This window comes from Superficieibacter sp. HKU1 (assembly GCF_029319185.1).
Taxonomy (GTDB): Bacteria; Pseudomonadota; Gammaproteobacteria; order Enterobacterales; family Enterobacteriaceae; genus Superficieibacter.
Map to the genome: position 1 here is coordinate 3,536,604 of NZ_CP119754.1, position 16,190 is coordinate 3,552,793.

Sequence of the window (16,190 nt, forward strand, 5' to 3'; positions counted from 1 at the left end):
GCCGGAAAGGGAAAAAAGGGTAAAAGGGATCATGCAACACCTCGATACGTTATAACGTAACAATAATGAGTCAGGAGAAGAATGTAAATCGGCTTTTAAAGCAGGAATGCGTCGAAATGTTTCAGAAAAAAAGAGGAAGGCGCTCGTTCGCAGGAAAGATACTAAGCGTTCAGACTTCTCACTTCCCCCCGGCCCTCAGAGAGAGGATTGGGGGGAAGCATAACCTTATCTCACGCGGGCCAGCGCCACCGCTTCACCCAGCTGCCAGACGGCCATCGCATAGTTGGTACTATGGTTGTAGCGGGTGATGGTGTAGAAGTTAGGGAAGCCATACCAGTACTGATAGCTGGTGCCAATATCCAGCCGCAGCAGGCTGGCCTGCTGGTGATTGCCCAGCGGCTGTAACGGCGTCAGCCCGGCAGCAGCAAGCTGCGACACGCTGTATTTGGTATTGAATCCGCTTTCCAGCCCCACGGCCTGACCGCTGGCCTGCACCGCAACCAGGTCGCCCTGCACCCAGCCATGCTCTTTGAAATAGTTAGCGACGCTGCCAATCGCGTCTTCCGGATCCCACAGATTAATTCGTCCATCGCCATTGAAATCAACGGCATACTGTTTATATGAGGACGGCATGAACTGGCCGTATCCCATCGCGCCAGCAAAGGACCCCTGCAAATCCAGCGGATCGTCCTGCTCGTCGCGCGCCATCAGCAGGAAGGTTTCCAGCTCGCCGGAGAAGTATTCGGCGCGGCGCGGATAGTTGAAGGAGAGGGTTGCCAGCGCGTCAAGAATGCGCGTTTTGCCCATCACCCGGCCCCAGCGCGTCTCCACACCGATAATACCGACGATAATTTCCGGCGGCACGCCGTAGACCTGCCACGCGCGGTTCAGCGCATCCTGATACTGATTCCAGAATACAACGCCATTTTGCACGTTGTCCGGGGTGATGAACTGTTGACGATAGCGTAGCCATGCGCCGTTCGGCCCGCTCGGCAACGTCGAGGTGGTCGGTGCCTGGCGGTCCATCAGGCGCAGCACATTATCTTTACGCTTCGCCTGCGACAGGATCTCCTGCAACTGCTGTTTATTAAAGCCATGCTTGCTCACCATCTTATCGATGAACTGCTCCGCCGCCGGGTTATTGGCGAAGTCGCCGCTCAGCATCATGACATTATGCTGCGGTTCCAGCAGGAAACCGCCGGAGGGAGCCACCGTCTCAGGAGGTGCGGCGGGCGTTTTCGGTTTGCTGCTGCAGGCAGCGAGCAAAGCCACTAACGGAAGTAGAGCCAGATAACGACGCTTAAGCATGGGAAGTCCATTCAACAATAATTTTCAGCAAAGGCAAGTATGGTAAAACATCCGCCAGCTCTCAAGGAAGCGGTAGCCTGCGGAGACATAAAAAATATCGTCGCCCTCTCCCTTTTTTCTTTCATCACCCCCTCGCTACTTTCACCTTAAACTTTCAAACTAAAATATTTATCTTTCATTTTGCGATCAAATTAACACTTTTATATCTTTCGATCTGATTAGAATGGACCACCATTTAGCAAGACCGTAGCCCTACAGGAGAAAGAGAACAATGATTGACGCCATTACCCATGGTGCAGAGTGGTTTATCGGACTGTTTCAGAAAGGTGGTGAAGTGTTTACCGGGATGGTAACGGGTATTTTGCCTCTGCTGATTAGTCTGCTGGTAATCATGAATGCGCTGATCAATTTCATCGGCCAGCACCGTATTGAACGCTTCGCCGAACGCTGCGCCGGTAACCCGGTTTCACGCTATCTGCTGCTGCCCTGCATCGGAACCTTTGTGTTTTGTAACCCGATGACCCTGAGCCTCGGGCGTTTTATGCCGGAAAAATACAAGCCGAGCTATTACGCCGCCGCTTCCTATAGCTGCCATTCCATGAACGGTTTATTTCCACACATCAATCCCGGCGAACTGTTTGTTTACCTCGGCATCGCCAACGGCCTGACCACGCTGGGTCTGCCGCTCGGTCCGCTTGCCGTCAGCTATTTGCTGGTCGGGCTGGTGACTAACTTCTTCCGCGGCTGGGTAACCGACCTGACCACTGCGATTTTCGAGAAAAAAATGGGCATCCAACTTGAGCAAAACGTGCGTTTGTCTGGAGCGACATCATGAAGCGTATCCGTATAGAAAAAGGCGCGGGCGGCTGGGGCGGCCCGCTGGAGCTGGACGCCACGCCGGGGAAGAAAATCGTCTACATCACCGCCGGTACGCGTCCCGCCATTATCGACAAGCTCTCGGAGATGACCGGCTGGCAGGCGGTCGACGGCTTTAAAGAGGGTGAGCCGCCGGAGGCCGATATCGGCGTGGCGATCATCGATTGCGGCGGCACCCTGCGCTGCGGGCTGTATCCGAAACGGCGGATCCCGACGATCAATATTCACTCCACCGGTAAATCCGGTCCGATGGCGCAGTACATTCTGGAAGATATCTATGTCTCGGGCGTACGGGAGGAAAATATTACCCGGGCAGACCAGGCCGCGCCTGCCGCCGCGGGACGCGATTACGACAGCAGTAAAAAAATCACCGAACAGAGCGATGGTCTGCTGGCAAAAGTCGGTATGGGTATGGGTTCTGCTGTTGCCGTTCTGTTCCAGGCGGGCCGTGAAACTATTGATACGGTACTGAAAACCATCCTGCCGTTTATGGCCTTCGTCTCGGCGCTGATCGGCATCATTATGGCCTCCGGGCTGGGCGACTGGATTGCGCACGGTCTGGCCCCGCTCGCCAGCAACCCGCTGGGACTGGTAACGCTGGCGCTGATCTGTTCTTTTCCGCTGCTCTCGCCGTTCCTGGGGCCAGGAGCGGTTATCGCTCAGGTTATCGGCGTACTGATCGGCGTGCAGATTGGACAGGGGCACATTCCGCCGTATCTGGCGCTCCCTGCCCTGTTTGCGATTAACGCCCAGGCGTCGTGCGACTTTATTCCGGTGGGGCTGTCGCTGGCCGAAGCGCGTCAGGACACGGTGCGCGTCGGCGTGCCGTCGGTACTGGTCAGCCGTTTTCTTACCGGTGCACCGACTGTCCTGATTGCCTGGTTCGTTTCCGGATTTATCTACCACTAAGGGGCCTGAAGATGACCGTTATTTACCAGACTACCATTACCCAAATTGGCCAGTGCGCCGCTGATGCGCTCACCGATCGCATGCTTATCACCTTTCGTGAGGGCGCACCTGCCGACATCGTGGAGTTCTGTTTTATCCACTGCCACGGCGAGCTGACCGGCGCGCTTAAGCCTGGCGCCCGGTTCGAGCTGGGCGATCTGCACTATGCCGTCACTGCGGTAGGCGAGGTTGCCGAACAGAATTTACGTGAGCTTGGGCATATCACCCTGCGTTTTGACGGTGAGCATGAAGCGGAATATCCCGGCACCGTTCACGTTGCAGGTCCCGTGCCAGAGGCAATTGCCCCCGGCTGTATTTTGAAATTTGTCGCTTAAGGTGTGAGGAGAAAAGTATGAGTCAGGTTGCCGTTGTCATTGGCGGAGGACAGACCCTGGGGGCGTTCCTGAGCCGTGGGCTTGCCGCAGAAGGCTACCGCGTCGCGGTGGTGGATATTCAGAGTGATAAAGCGGCCACGGTCGCCCGGGAAATCAATGCCGAATTTGGCGAAGGAATGGCGTACGGTTTCGGCGCGGACGCCACCAGCGAGCACAGCGTACTGGCGCTGGCGCGCGGCGTGGATGAAATCTTTGGCCGCGCCGACCTGCTGGTTTACAGCGCGGGGATTGCCAAAGCCGCGTTTATCAGCGATTTCGCGCTGGGCGATTTTGACCGCTCATTGCAGGTCAATCTGGTGGGCTACTTCCTTTGCGCCCGTGAATTCTCCCGCCTGATGATCCGCGACGGCATTCAGGGACGGATTATTCAGATTAACTCGAAATCAGGCAAAGTGGGCAGCAAGCACAATTCTGGCTATAGCGCGGCAAAATTCGGCGGCGTCGGGCTGACGCAATCGCTGGCGCTGGATCTGGCGGAGTATGGCATTACCGTCCACTCGCTGATGCTCGGCAACCTGTTGAAGTCACCGATGTTTCAGTCTCTGCTTCCGCAGTACGCCACCAAGCTGGGCATTAAGGCAGACGAGGTCGAGCAGTATTACATCGACAAAGTGCCGCTGAAGCGCGGTTGTGATTATCAGGATGTGCTGAATATGCTGCTGTTTTACGCCAGCCCGAAAGCGTCCTATTGTACCGGGCAGTCGATTAACGTTACCGGTGGTCAGGTGATGTTTTAAAACCGCGCCACGATGCCCGGTGGCGCGGCGCTTACCGGGCCTACAGATTATCGTAAGCGATTGCGTTTTGAACCTTTGTAGGCCGGGCAAGCGCAGCGCCGCCCGGCATGGCTTACCCCCAAGGCCGAAGGCGTTTCATTCGGCCTACCACAAAAGAGGAGTTAACCATGGTTGCCGCCCTGATCACCGTCGCCATCATCGCCTGGCTCAGCCAGCTGGCCCTCGGCGGCTGGCAAATCTGGCGTTTTAACCGCGCCTTCGACAGGCTCTGCCAGCAGGGTCGCGTCGGCGTCGGGCGCTCCGGTGGCCGCTTTAAACCCAGAGTCGTTATCGCCATCGCGCTTAATGAAGACGATCAAGTTTGCGGCTCCCTGATCATGCGCGGCCTCACCGTTTTCGCCCGTCCGGGCAAAATTGCCGCGCTTGAGGGCAAATATCTCCGGCAATTAAAGCCTGATGTGATCTTTCCACAAGATCCGCTCTGTCAGAATGCACTATCATTGGCGCTTAAACTGAAACATGGGTAATTTCGTTGTGAACGCTAATAGCTTGCGAAATTATCACTTCGCAACTTAATTCGGGTATCCACGCCTATGAAACCACGTCAGCGCCAGGCCGCTATCCTTGAACATCTGCAAAAGCAGGGAAAATGCTCGGTGGAGGAACTGGCACAGCACTTTGACACCACCGGCACGACGATCCGCAAAGATCTGGTGATGCTGGAAAATGCGGGAACCGTCATTCGCACCTATGGCGGCGTCGTGCTGAATAAAGATGAAGCCGATCCGCCTATCGATCACAAGACGCTGATCAACACGCATAAAAAAGCGCTGATCGCCGAAAGCGCGGTAACGTTTATCCACGATGGCGACTCCATCATTCTGGACGCGGGCAGTACCGTATTGCAGATGGTACCGCTGCTGAGCCGTTTTAATAACATTACGGTGATGACGAACAGCCTGCATATCGTCAATGCGCTGTCGGAGCTGGATAATGAGCAGACCATCCTGATGCCCGGCGGCACCTTTCGCAAAAAATCCGCCTCTTTTCACGGCCAGCTCGCCGAGAACGCCTTCCAGCATTTCAGTTTTGATAAGCTCTTTATGGGCACCGACGGCATCGATCTGAACGCGGGCGTGACGACGTTTAACGAAGTCTTTAGCGTCAGTAACGCCATGTGCGCCGCCGCGCGTGAAATTATCCTGATGGCGGATTCATCAAAATTTGGCCGCAAAAGCCCTAACATCGTCTGTGGTCTGGAGCGGGTTAATAAACTGATCACCGACGCGGGGATTACCCCGGCGTTTCGTCAGGCGCTGGAAGAAAAAGGCATTGAAGTCATTATTACCGGAGAAGAGCATGAGTGAGTTTCTGTTGGACGCGGGCCGTCAGACGTTACAGCTGGAGCTACAGGAAGCCAGCCGCCTCGCCGACCGGCTGGGCGATAATTTTATTCGCGCCGCCAATACCATTATCCACTGCGGCGGAAAAGTGATTGTCTCCGGAATGGGCAAGTCGGGACATATTGGTAAAAAAATCGCCGCGACGCTTGCCAGCACCGGCACCCCGGCGTTTTTCGTCCATCCGGCGGAGGCGCTGCACGGCGACCTGGGCATGATCGAAAGCCGCGACGTGCTGCTGTTTATCTCCTATTCCGGCAGCGCCAAAGAGCTGGATCTGATTATCCCGCGCTTGCAGGAAAAGGCGGTGACGCTGCTGGCGATGACCGGCAAATCCCGCTCGCCGCTGGCGCTGGCAGCCTCGGCGGTGCTGGATATTTCCGTCGAACGCGAAGCCTGCCCGATGCATCTTGCGCCCACCTCCAGCACGGTCAATACCCTGATGATGGGCGATGCGCTGGCGATGGCGGTGATGCAGGCTCGCGGTTTTAATGAGGAAGATTTTGCCCGTTCGCATCCGGCGGGCGCGCTGGGCGCACGGTTGCTGAATAAGGTTCACCATTTGATGCGCCGCGACGCGGCTATCCCGCATGTAAAACTGACCACCAGCGTGATGGACGCGATGATGGAACTCAGCCGCACCGGGCTTGGGCTGGTGGCGGTCTGCGACGACGACGCACGGGTACAGGGCGTGTTTACCGACGGCGATCTGCGCCGCTGGCTGGTAGGCGGCGGCGCGTTAACCGCTGACGTTGGCGGGGCGATGACCCGGGGCGGCATTACGCTTCAGGCCGACAGCCGCGCCGTTGATGCTAAAGAGATCCTGATGAAGCGCAAAATTACTGCCGCGCCGGTGGTGGACGCTCAGGGTAAACTCACTGGCGCGATTAACCTGCAGGATTTCTACCAGGCCGGTATCCTCTAGGATTTTAACCCCAGACGTTTCGCCAGCCGGTGCAGGTTGGCGACGTCCGTTTCCAGCAGCCTGGCGCTGGCCGCCCAGTTACCCTCGCTTTGCCCCAGCGCGCGGGTAATCAACTCCCGCTGAAAGCGTTCGGTCGCGTCGCGCAGATTGGCGCCCGCGGTCGGGGGCTGAACGCTGGCGGCGGCGGGCGCGGCGGGTTCATCATGCAGCGCAAAATGCTGCGCCTCCAGCACGACCTCTTCATCCGTTGTTGCGGCCCGCGCCAGCACCACCGCCCGGTGGATGGCGTGCTCCAGTTCGCGCACGTTGCCCGGCCAGCCGTAGCTCAGCAGATGCGCCCGCGCGCCGGGGCTTAACACGACCCGCGACAGCCCAAGCCGGGCGCGGCACTGCTCGCAAAAATAGCCCGCCAGCAGGATGACATCCTCCCCTCTTTCGCGTAGCGGCGGCACCGAAAGCGGAAACACGCTCAGCCGATGAAACAGGTCGGCGCGAAAACGTCCGGCCAGCACCTCTTCGCGCAGATCGCGGTTGGTCGCTGCCAGCACGCGCACGTCGACCCGCAGGCTGCGATCGTCTCCGACCCGCTGAATATCGCCATACTGCAATACGCGAAGCAGCTTGGCCTGTAACGCCAGCGACAGCTCGCCTATTTCATCAAGGAACAGCGTGCCGTTATCCGCCATCTCAAATTTACCGCTGCGGTTGCTAATCGCGCCGGTAAACGCCCCCTTAACATGCCCGAATAGCTCGCTCTCCGCCACGCTCTCCGGCAGCGCTGCGCAGTTAAGGTAGACCAGCGGACTGGCCCCGCGCGGCGATCCTTCGTGGATGGCTTTCGCCACCAGCTCTTTACCCGTACCGGTTTCTCCGCCGATCAGCACATTGAGGTCCGAGGCCGCGACGATGGCGATCTCTTTTTTCAGCTGCGTCATATTGTCCGACAGGCCGATCATCTCCTGCCCCGCCGTCTGCCCGTAACCGCGCGTCTCGCCCGGCAACACGTTCTGGCTTTCAAGCTGGGCAATCAGGAGCGCATTATTCAGCGCGCCCGCCACCAGCGCGGCGATCAGCCGCAGTTCTTCATCGCTGAAATTATCAAAGCGGTCGGCGGACATGCCGTCGAGGGTCAGCGCGCCGATCAGATTTTGCCCGGCGAACAGCGGCAGTCCGACGCAGGCGTGTACCTTCAGACTCTCCTGACCGGGGATCAGACCGTCGTAAGGGTCGGGCAAATCGCTGTCTGCCGGGAACCGCACCACGTCACCCGCGCGGGCAATCGCTTCCAGACGCGGATGCCCGGCCAGCGCAAACCGCCGCCCAAGCACATCCTGCGCCAGCCCGTCGATCGCCAGCGGAATAAACTGGTGCGCCTCATAGCGCAGCAGCGCCGAAGCATCGCAGCCCAGCGCCTGTCGCAGCGTGGCGATCAGTCGCGCAAAACGATCCTGATGGCCGATATCGCGCTGCAATTCAATGGCGATCTTCGCCAGTACTTCAACCGAAAAGCCCATCCCACCTCATTGTCTTTTTGACTATTCGCTTTGTCATATTGACCGTCATGATGATAGTCATTTTGACATCACCAATACAAGCGTTAATTATATTATCCAATATAAACATGCGCTTAAAAACTGGCACGCTTATTGATTATAGCTATACATCTTTGATCAATATTCAGCTTACGATAGAGGTTATGATGGCTATTCTGGTAAAAAATAATATTCAGTGGGTGGGGCAACGTGACTGGGAAGTACGTGATTTTCACGGCACCGAATATAAAACGCTGCGCGGCAGCAGCTACAACAGTTATCTGATCCAGGAAGGAAAAAACGTTCTGATCGATACCGTCGATCACAAATTCAGCCGCGAGTTCGTGCAGAACCTGCGCACGAAGATCGATCTGGCGAAAATCGATTACATCGTGATTAACCACGCGGAAGAAGATCACGCCGGTGCGCTGACCGAACTGATGTCTAATATTCCGCATACCCCGATTTACTGTACCGCCAACGCGATTGACTCCATTAACGGCCACCATCATCACCCGGAGTGGAACTTCAACGTGGTGAAAACCGGTGATGCGCTGGATATCGGCAACGGCAAGCAGCTGATCTTCGTTGAAACGCCGATGCTGCACTGGCCGGACAGCATGATGACCTATATGACCGGCGACGCGGTGCTGTTCAGCAACGACGCCTTTGGCCAGCACTACTGCGACGAACGCCTGTTTAATGATGAAGTCGATCAGACCGAGCTGTTCGAACAGTGCCAGCGCTACTACGCCAACATCCTGACGCCGTTCAGCCGTCTGGTGACGCCAAAAATTACTGAAATCCTCGGCTTTAACCTGCCGGTCGATATGATTGCCACCTCGCACGGCGTGGTGTGGCGCGATAATCCGACGCAAATCGTTGAGCTGTACCTAAAATGGGCGGCGGATTATCAGGAAGATCGGATCACCATTTTCTACGACACCATGTCGAACAACACCCGCATGATGGCGGATGCCATCGCCCAGGGTATCAACGAAGTGGACCCGAACGTGGCGGTGAAAATCTTTAACGTTGCCCGCAGCGATAAAAACGAGATCCTGACCAACGTCTTCCGCTCAAAAGGCGTGCTGGTGGGGACCTCCACGATGAACAACGTGATGATGCCGAAAATAGCCGGGCTGGTCGAAGAGATCACCGGGCTGCGTTTTCGCAACAAACGCGCCAGCGCTTTCGGCTCTCACGGCTGGAGCGGCGGCGCGGTGGATCGCCTCTCCACCCGTTTGCAGGATGCCGGTCTGGAAATGTCGCTGAGCCTGAAAGCCAAATGGCGTCCGGACCTTGACGCGCTGGAGGTGTGCCGTCAGCACGGTCGCGATATCGCCCGCCAGTGGGCGCTCGCTCCGCTGCCGGAAGCCAGACCGGCGATGGCTCCGCCGCAGGAGACGTGCGCCAGCGCCGCTACCGACCTGGGTCCGTGCATGCAGTGCAGCGTATGCCAGTGGATTTACGATCCGCAAACCGGCGAACCGATGCAGAACGTCGCGCCAGGCACGCCCTGGAGTGACGTGCCGGAGGATTTCCTGTGCCCGGAATGCTCATTGGGTAAAGATGTCTTTGACGCACTGGCGACGGAGGCGGTATGAACCACGGCATAGTGATTATCGGCTCGGGCTTTGCGGCCCGTCAGCTGGTGAAAAATATCCGCAAGCAGGACACCAGCGTACCGTTAACGCTGATCGCGGCGGACAGCATGGACGAGTACAACAAACCGGATCTCAGCCATGTGATCAGCCGGGGTCTGCATGCCGATGAACTGACGCTGCAAACGGCAGGCGAGTTTGCCGAACAGTACGACCTGCGCCTGTTTCCGCATACCCGCGTTACCGATATCGACGCGGCCAATCGCCGGGTGTTGAGTCAGGATCGCCAGTGGCAGTACGACAAGCTGGTGCTGGCGACCGGGGCGGCGGCCTTCGTGCCGCCGGTGCCCGGCCATGAACTGATGCTGACGCTCAATAGCCAGCAGGAGTACCGCGCGGCACAAACCACGCTGCGCGACGCAAAACGGGTGCTGATCGTCGGCAGCGGACTGATCGGCACCGAGCTGGCAATGGATTTTTGCCGCGCGGGCAAGGCGGTGACGCTGATTGACAGCGCCGCCAGCATTCTGGCCTCGCTGATGCCGCCGGAAGTCAGCAGCCGCCTGCAACATCGTTTGACGGAAAGCGATGTGCATCTGCTGCTGAAGTCGCAGCTGGTCTCGCTGGAACAAACGACCAGCGGCATTCGCGCCACCCTCGACCGCCAGCGGGTGATTGAGGTGGATGCGGTGGTTGCCGCGACGGGCCTGCGCCCGGAAACCACTCTCGCACGGCGCGCTGGCATGGCGGTCAACCGCGGGATCGTGGTCAACAGTTCGCTGCAAACCAACGACGCCACGATCTTTGCGCTGGGAGACTGCGCGGAGATTAACGGCATGGTGCTGCCCTTCCTGCAACCCATTATGCTAAGCGCCATGTGCCTGGCGAAGACCCTGATCGCCACGGGCGGCGAGCTGAAGCTTCCGGCGATGCTGGTGAAGGTGAAGACACCGGATCTGCCGCTGCATCTGGCGGGAGAAACCCGGCGTGAGGATTTGCGCTGGCAAATCGCTGTCGATGCGCAGGGGATGGTGGCAAAAGGTATGGATGCGGATGAGCGGCTGCGCGCGTTTGTGGTTAGCGAAGATCGGATGAAAGAGGCGTTTGCCTTGCTCAAAGCGCTGGCCGCATGAGGCATTTTCCCCGCGTTGCAGACTGACCGGAGCGCGGATGCCGGATGGCGGCTGCGCCTTATCCGGCCTACAAACTGCCCCAGCGATGCCGACCGGAAACTTACCGTGCAAGCTGAAACCGCAGGCCTGATAAGCGCAGCGCCATCAGGCATTCCGGCTCAGGCGCCACCGTTGTTTACATCAACCGTGCCGCGGCAACCAGCGCCTGCCCCAGCGCAATACCGCCGTCGCCGGCCGGAAACTGCTGCGGAAAAAGCAGATCAAAGTCAGCGAGATAAAAACCCAGCCGCTTACGCAACAGACGGTTATGCAGCACGCCGCCGCTGAATACCAGCGTGGAAATCCCCCGCCTTTGCGCCTGCTCGCGCATCAGCGAGGCAAACCCCGCAGCCAGCGCGTCGTGAAACGCCCAGGCGCGTTCGGCGGGCGTGGCCTGCCAGTTAAGCCACTGACGCCAGAAGGTAGCTAAATCGAGCCGATTTTCAGTCACAGGCATTGTGACCGGATGCTGAACCGCATCACAGGTCGCGGCCAGCGCCTCCAGCATGCAGGCCGCCTCCCCTTCGTAGCTTAATGCTGTCGATACCTTGCTCAATGAATTCGACGTGCCGCCCGTCCGCAAAGTCTCGCCATCGGACAACGCCGTTACCTCTCCCAGCGCTGCGGCCACTGCATCAAACAGTCGTCCACACGAAGAGGCCAGCGGCGCGTTAAGCCCGCGCGCAATGGCTCTCGCCAGCAGCGGCCAGTTCTGCGCCCGTACCCCCGCCGTTTCCGGATAACGCTCCCACTCCGGAACAAACGCCAGGCACTGCGCCAGCAGATTACGCCACGGCTGACGTGCCGCCAGATCGCCGCCGGGCAGCGCGACGGCAGGCAAACCGCCGAGATGCTCACATTCCCGATAATTTACCCGCAGGCATTCGCCGCCCCATAATGCACCGTTCTCGCCCATGCCGATGCCGTCCAGCGCCAGCGCTATCACATCGCCGCCGTCCAGCGGCCAGCGGTGCTCGGCCAGACAAGCGGCACTATGGGCGTGGTGATGAAGCACCGTTTGATGAGGAAGATCGTGTGCGGCAGCCCACTGCGAAGAGTGATAGCCCGGATGCGCGTCGGCAACCACCGCCTGCGGGGTGAAATCATAGATGGCCTGCATCAGCTGTAGCGACTGCCGCCACTGCGCCTCAACGCCTTCATCCGTGAGGTCGCCAAAATGCTGGCTGAGCACCGCCTGTTCACCACGCACCAGGCAGAAGGTATTTTTAAGATCCGCGCCGAGGCAAAGCAGCGGCGGAACGTCGTGAAAACCCGGCGGTAACGTCAGCGCATCCGGGACGTAACCGCGCGAACGGCGCAGCATCTCCCCGCTCTGGCGCATTACCGAGTCGTCCATCCGCTGCACGATGTCGCGGTTATGCAGTAAAAACCCGTCGGCGATATCCGCTAGATCCGTCAGTGCCTGCGCATTGCTCAGCGCAGGCGGTTTGCCGCTGACGTTTCCGGATGTCATCACCAGCGGGCGGCCCAGCGCCTGCATTAACAGATGCTGGACCGGGTTAGCAGGCAGCATCACGCCCACTTCAGCAAGCCCCGGCGCGATCCCCTCGCACAGGCCGCTCACGCTGTTTTTCTTCATCAGCACAATCGGGGCGGCGGGAGTATGCAGTAGCCGGCTTGCTTCATCAGGTAAGTGGGGTGTATCGGCAATCATCACCGCCAGCGGTTTGGCCGGGCGATGTTTGCGGGCGCGCAGGGTGGCGATGGCGCGGGCGTTGCCCGCATCGCAGGCCAGGTGAAATCCTCCTGTACCTTTGATCGCCACGATACCGCCCGTCTGAAGCTGTTTAATCGCCGCCTGTAGCGCCGCCTCGCGATGCAGCGTTTCGCCTTTGACGCACCACGACAGCCAGGGACCGCACTCTGCGCACGCCACCGGTTGCGCATGAAAGCGACGATCGTTAGGGTTGCGGTACTCCGCCTCGCACTGTGGGCACAGGGGAAAATTCGCCATTACCGTGAAAGGACGATCGTAGGGCATGGCGTGAATAATGGTGAAACGCGGTCCGCAGTGGGTGCAGTTAATAAACGGATAGCGGTAGCGGCGCTCTCGCGGATCGTTCATTTCCGCCAGACACGCCGGACAGGTGGCGGCATCGGGAACAATCTGCGTGCTCATGCTCCCCGCCGCGCTTTGGCGAATAGTAAAATCTACCGGTATAACGTCCCAATGCATTGCCAGGATGTCGGTCCGATCAATACGCGCCAGCGGCGGGCAGTTCTGGTTGAGCTGCGCAAGAAACGCGTCGGCGCTCCCCAACAGCCGCACCACCACGCCAGCGCCGTCATTGCAGACGTCGCCTTTTAGCTGTAGCCGCTGCGCGACCTGCCAGACAAAGGGGCGGAAACCCACCCCCTGGACTTTACCGCGCACCCGGATTTGCACGCCGCTGTGACTCATCGCGCTATGGTTACTCCGTTATTGCTTCGCACAGCCGCCCTTTCATGTTGCTGTAGGTGGTCTGCACGTACTCTTCCGCCTGCCGCTGATCGGCAATCGCCGTCACTTTTACCGCGCAATACTTGGTTTCCGGCGTTTTGGAGATGGGATCCAGATTATCCTGCGTCAGTTCGTTACAGGCACCAATCCACCACTGGTAGGTCATATAGACGCTGCCCTGGTTGATACGCTCGCTGACGCTGGCGCGGGTGATCACTTTACCACGACGGGATTCGACCCACACCAGCTGTCCATCCCGCACGCCCAGCTGTTCTGCGTTAAGCGGATTGATTTGCACAAAACCCGGCTCGTCAGCCAGCGTTTGCAGGGCGGCGCAGTTGCCGGTCATCGAGCGGCAGGAGTAGTGCCCCACTTCACGCACGGTACACAATACCAGCGGATACGCCTCGTCAGGGCGTTCGGCAGGCGCGCGCCACGGGGCAGCAAACAGATGCCCTTTACCGTCCGGCGTGGAGAATTTATTACCTTCATACAGATACGGCGTACCGGGGTGATCCAGCGTTGGACACGGCCACTGAACGTGCCCCATGTCGCCCATTTTTTCATACGTCACGCCGTAGAACAGCGGGCACAGCTCGCGCATTTCGTCCCAGATTTGCTGGTTATTGTCGTAATGCATCGGGTAGCCCATTTCGCTGGCCAGCAGGCTGACAATTTCCCAGTCGCGCTTGACGTTATACTTCGGCTCAATGGCTTTTTCGAAACGCTGGAAGCCGCGATCGGCGCAGGTAAAGACCCCGCCGTGCTCGCCCCACGAGGTCGCGGGCAGCAGCACATCGGCCTGCTCGGCGGTTTTGGTCATAAAGATATCCTGCACCACCACAAAGTCGAGCGCCTCGAAGCCTTTACGCACTAACCCTAAATCAGCTTCGGTCTGAAGCGGATCTTCCCCCATGATGTAGTAAGCTTTGATCTTGCCTTCCAGCGCCAGATGCGGCACCTCGGTGATCCGCACCCCGACCTTATCATCCATTTGATTAACGTCGATGCCCCAGGCGTTGGCGAATTTCGCCCGCACCGCGGGATCGACCACATCCTGATAGCCGGGGAACTGATTGGGTAGCACGCCCATATCGCACGCGCCCTGCACGTTATTCTGCCCGCGGACCGGACCCACGCCGACTTTTTCACGCCCTAAATTGCCGGTCATTAACGCCAGGCTGGACAACCCTTTCACCACATCCACCGCCTGACCAAACTGCGTTACGCCCATCCCCCACATAATAGTGGCGGACGGCGCGGCGGCGTAAGTGCGCATCGCCTGACGGATCTGCTGCGCTGACACGCCGGTCAGATGCTCTACCGCTTCCGGCGCGTAATCCTGCACCTGCTCGCGGTACGCGTCCAGTCCGGTGGTATGACGCGCCACGTATTCTTTATCGTAGAGTTCTTCTTCCAGCAGCACGTAGGCAAACGCATTGACCAGCGCCATATTGCAGCCGTTGTTAATTTGCAGATATTGATCGGCGATGCGCGCGGTTTCAATACGCCGCGGATCGCAAACGATAATTTTGGCCCCGTTCTGTTTGGCTTTTATCACCCGGCGAGCAACGATCGGATGCGAATCGGCGCAGTTGTAGCCGAAAACCAGCAGACAGCGCGAGTTTTCGATATCGCCAATGGAGTTGCTCATGGCACCGTTACCGAGCGTCTCCTGCAATCCGGCGACCGACGGCCCGTGGCACACGCGGGCACAGCAGTCGACATTATTGGTATGCAGCACGCCACGGGCGAATTTCTGCATCACATAGTTGGTTTCGTTTCCGGTGCCGCGCGATGACCCGGTGGTCATAATGGCGCGCGGACCGTATTTTTGCCTGATATCGCTCAACCGTTTCGCGGTATAGCGAATGGCTTCATCCCAGCTTACTGGCGTAAATTTGCCGCCCTTTTCATAGCGGATCATCGGCTGCTTCAGGCGTGGCGTCAGTAGTTTCGTATCGTTCAGAAAATCCCAACCGTAATAGCCCTTCAGACAAAGTTCATGTTGGTTCGTTTTACCGTCCGCCGCTTCCGCGCGGATAATACGATTATTTTTAACAACCAGCTTCAGTTTGCAGCCAGCGCCGCAGTAAGGACATACGCTCGTAATTTTTTTCATCAGTAACAGACCTGTTAAAAGTGAAACGATTGGGATTTAAAATATCAGGGAGGATGCAGTATCCAGCGCCGTGCGACGACGTTTTTCCGCGCTTAACTGCTCAAGTTTATTGCGGTCAACGCAGACCAGCGCGTGCGTTGGGCAGGCAGCCATACAGGCCGGGCCTTCTTCACGATGGTGGCAAAGATCGCATTTGTTGGCCTCGGCTTTCTCCGCGCGCACGTTCAGCGCACTGCCGCTGTTACGCACCACCGGTCGCAAAACCACTTCCATCGCGCCATAAGGGCAGGCGACAACGCAGGTTTTACAGCCGATGCAGCGCTCCTGCATCACGTGAACGAAGCCCTTGTCCCGGCTAATTGCGCCGTTCGGGCAGACGTTGGCACAGGGCGCATCCTCGCACTGGCGGCACAGGGTGGCCGTGGAAACATTGACCCCTTTAATAACGTGAATACGCGGCAGGAAATTTTGCGGCGTCAGGGCCGCCCAATCCTGATCCTGCTGATGGGATACCACGCAGGCGACTTCGCAGGTGCGACAACCAATGCATTTGCTCGCGTCAGCAATGATGAAACGGTTCATCAAACTCTCCAGTAATGGCTGATAACGCGCTGGAGAATGCATAATTCGCGCCAATTATTAAAACATTGATTTTTATATGTATTTAATTAAGAAGCCGCGTTTGGGCGCTGTCATCGACACAAGTGACG

At 58.2% G+C, this 16,190-nt stretch carries 14 protein-coding genes; 9 read left to right on the forward strand and 5 right to left on the reverse strand.

What is annotated here, in order from left to right:
- Positions 1-225: 225 nt before the first annotated feature.
- Complete coding sequence (gene mltB / locus P0H77_RS16795) at positions 226-1,308, reverse strand: lytic murein transglycosylase B (RefSeq protein ID WP_276158440.1); 1,083 nt, start codon at positions 1,306-1,308, stop codon at positions 226-228.
- Between the two features lie 271 nt (positions 1,309-1,579).
- Here mltB and srlA point away from each other — a divergent pair, with 271 nt between their 5' ends.
- The 7 genes from srlA to gutQ all read left to right on the forward strand — a co-directional run bounded on the left by srlA (position 1,580) and on the right by gutQ (position 6,589).
- Entirely contained in the window at positions 1,580-2,143 is a 564-nt protein-coding gene (gene srlA / locus P0H77_RS16800; protein ID WP_276158441.1) for a PTS glucitol/sorbitol transporter subunit IIC, read from the forward strand.
- Positions 2,140-3,093 carry a PTS glucitol/sorbitol transporter subunit IIB gene (locus P0H77_RS16805; protein WP_276158442.1) on the forward strand — a complete coding sequence of 318 codons (954 nt, stop codon included), beginning with the start codon at positions 2,140-2,142 and terminating at the stop codon, positions 3,091-3,093. Before srlA ends, P0H77_RS16805 begins: the two co-directional genes overlap by 4 nt.
- 11 nt (positions 3,094-3,104) lie before the next feature.
- Positions 3,105-3,467, forward strand: coding sequence for a PTS glucitol/sorbitol transporter subunit IIA (gene srlB / locus P0H77_RS16810; RefSeq protein ID WP_276158443.1), 363 nt, complete (start codon positions 3,105-3,107; stop codon positions 3,465-3,467).
- A gap of 17 nt (positions 3,468-3,484) precedes the next feature.
- Entirely contained in the window at positions 3,485-4,264 is a 780-nt protein-coding gene (srlD, locus tag P0H77_RS16815) for a sorbitol-6-phosphate dehydrogenase (RefSeq protein ID WP_276158444.1), read from the forward strand.
- Positions 4,265-4,431: 167 nt separating this feature from the next.
- Positions 4,432-4,791, forward strand: coding sequence for a transcriptional regulator GutM (gutM, locus tag P0H77_RS16820; RefSeq protein WP_276158445.1), 360 nt, complete (start codon positions 4,432-4,434; stop codon positions 4,789-4,791).
- A 66-nt stretch (positions 4,792-4,857) separates the two neighbouring features.
- Positions 4,858-5,631 (forward strand): DNA-binding transcriptional repressor, encoded by a 774-nt coding sequence (locus P0H77_RS16825; RefSeq protein ID WP_276158446.1) that lies wholly within the window; start codon positions 4,858-4,860, stop codon positions 5,629-5,631.
- Entirely contained in the window at positions 5,624-6,589 is a 966-nt protein-coding gene (gene gutQ / locus P0H77_RS16830) for an arabinose-5-phosphate isomerase GutQ (RefSeq protein ID WP_276158447.1), read from the forward strand. Before P0H77_RS16825 ends, gutQ begins: the two co-directional genes overlap by 8 nt.
- On the opposite strand, the gene norR is transcribed toward gutQ, so the two are convergent.
- Positions 6,586-8,103: a nitric oxide reductase transcriptional regulator NorR gene (norR, locus tag P0H77_RS16835; protein ID WP_276158448.1), complete on the reverse strand. Its 1,518-nt coding sequence runs from the start codon at positions 8,101-8,103 to the stop codon at positions 6,586-6,588. The two genes, gutQ and norR, sit on opposite strands and share 4 nt — an antisense overlap.
- 185 nt (positions 8,104-8,288) lie before the next feature.
- Between norR and norV the strand changes: the two genes are divergently transcribed.
- Together norV and norW are read left to right on the forward strand one after the other, a co-directional pair.
- Positions 8,289-9,728 (forward strand): anaerobic nitric oxide reductase flavorubredoxin, encoded by a 1,440-nt coding sequence (norV, locus tag P0H77_RS16840; RefSeq protein ID WP_276165164.1) that lies wholly within the window; start codon positions 8,289-8,291, stop codon positions 9,726-9,728.
- Positions 9,725-10,858: an NADH:flavorubredoxin reductase NorW gene (gene norW / locus P0H77_RS16845; RefSeq protein WP_276158449.1), complete on the forward strand. Its 1,134-nt coding sequence runs from the start codon at positions 9,725-9,727 to the stop codon at positions 10,856-10,858. The genes norV and norW overlap by 4 nt, the downstream gene beginning before the upstream one ends.
- A gap of 175 nt (positions 10,859-11,033) precedes the next feature.
- On the opposite strand, the gene hypF is transcribed toward norW, so the two are convergent.
- Genes hypF through hydN form a run of 3 tightly spaced genes read right to left on the reverse strand, consistent with a single transcriptional unit; the run spans position 11,034 to position 16,062 of the window.
- A complete protein-coding gene (gene hypF / locus P0H77_RS16850; RefSeq protein WP_276158450.1) occupies positions 11,034-13,319 on the reverse strand; it encodes a carbamoyltransferase HypF in 2,286 nt (761 codons plus the stop codon).
- Between the two features lie 10 nt (positions 13,320-13,329).
- Positions 13,330-15,480 carry a formate dehydrogenase subunit alpha gene (gene fdhF / locus P0H77_RS16855; protein WP_276158451.1) on the reverse strand — a complete coding sequence of 717 codons (2,151 nt, stop codon included), beginning with the start codon at positions 15,478-15,480 and terminating at the stop codon, positions 13,330-13,332.
- A 36-nt stretch (positions 15,481-15,516) separates the two neighbouring features.
- Positions 15,517-16,062 (reverse strand): electron transport protein HydN, encoded by a 546-nt coding sequence (gene hydN, locus P0H77_RS16860; protein ID WP_276158452.1) that lies wholly within the window; start codon positions 16,060-16,062, stop codon positions 15,517-15,519.
- Positions 16,063-16,190: the final 128 nt, after the last annotated feature.

What these genes read in the sequence shown, in the direction of transcription:
- mltB (WP_276158440.1), bottom strand. Translation starts at nt 1,308, where the DNA reads ATGCTTAAGCGTCGTTATCTGGCTCTACTTCCGTTAGTGGCTTTGCTC.
- srlA (WP_276158441.1), top strand. Translation starts at nt 1,580, where the DNA reads ATGATTGACGCCATTACCCATGGTGCAGAGTGGTTTATCGGACTGTTT.
- P0H77_RS16805 (WP_276158442.1), top strand. Translation starts at nt 2,140, where the DNA reads ATGAAGCGTATCCGTATAGAAAAAGGCGCGGGCGGCTGGGGCGGCCCG.
- srlB (WP_276158443.1), top strand. Translation starts at nt 3,105, where the DNA reads ATGACCGTTATTTACCAGACTACCATTACCCAAATTGGCCAGTGCGCC.
- srlD (WP_276158444.1), top strand. Translation starts at nt 3,485, where the DNA reads ATGAGTCAGGTTGCCGTTGTCATTGGCGGAGGACAGACCCTGGGGGCG.
- gutM (WP_276158445.1), top strand. Translation starts at nt 4,432, where the DNA reads ATGGTTGCCGCCCTGATCACCGTCGCCATCATCGCCTGGCTCAGCCAG.
- P0H77_RS16825 (WP_276158446.1), top strand. Translation starts at nt 4,858, where the DNA reads ATGAAACCACGTCAGCGCCAGGCCGCTATCCTTGAACATCTGCAAAAG.
- gutQ (WP_276158447.1), top strand. Translation starts at nt 5,624, where the DNA reads ATGAGTGAGTTTCTGTTGGACGCGGGCCGTCAGACGTTACAGCTGGAG.
- norR (WP_276158448.1), bottom strand. Translation starts at nt 8,103, where the DNA reads ATGGGCTTTTCGGTTGAAGTACTGGCGAAGATCGCCATTGAATTGCAG.
- norV (WP_276165164.1), top strand. Translation starts at nt 8,289, where the DNA reads ATGGCTATTCTGGTAAAAAATAATATTCAGTGGGTGGGGCAACGTGAC.
- norW (WP_276158449.1), top strand. Translation starts at nt 9,725, where the DNA reads ATGAACCACGGCATAGTGATTATCGGCTCGGGCTTTGCGGCCCGTCAG.
- hypF (WP_276158450.1), bottom strand. Translation starts at nt 13,319, where the DNA reads ATGAGTCACAGCGGCGTGCAAATCCGGGTGCGCGGTAAAGTCCAGGGG.
- fdhF (WP_276158451.1), bottom strand. Translation starts at nt 15,480, where the DNA reads ATGAAAAAAATTACGAGCGTATGTCCTTACTGCGGCGCTGGCTGCAAA.
- hydN (WP_276158452.1), bottom strand. Translation starts at nt 16,062, where the DNA reads ATGAACCGTTTCATCATTGCTGACGCGAGCAAATGCATTGGTTGTCGC.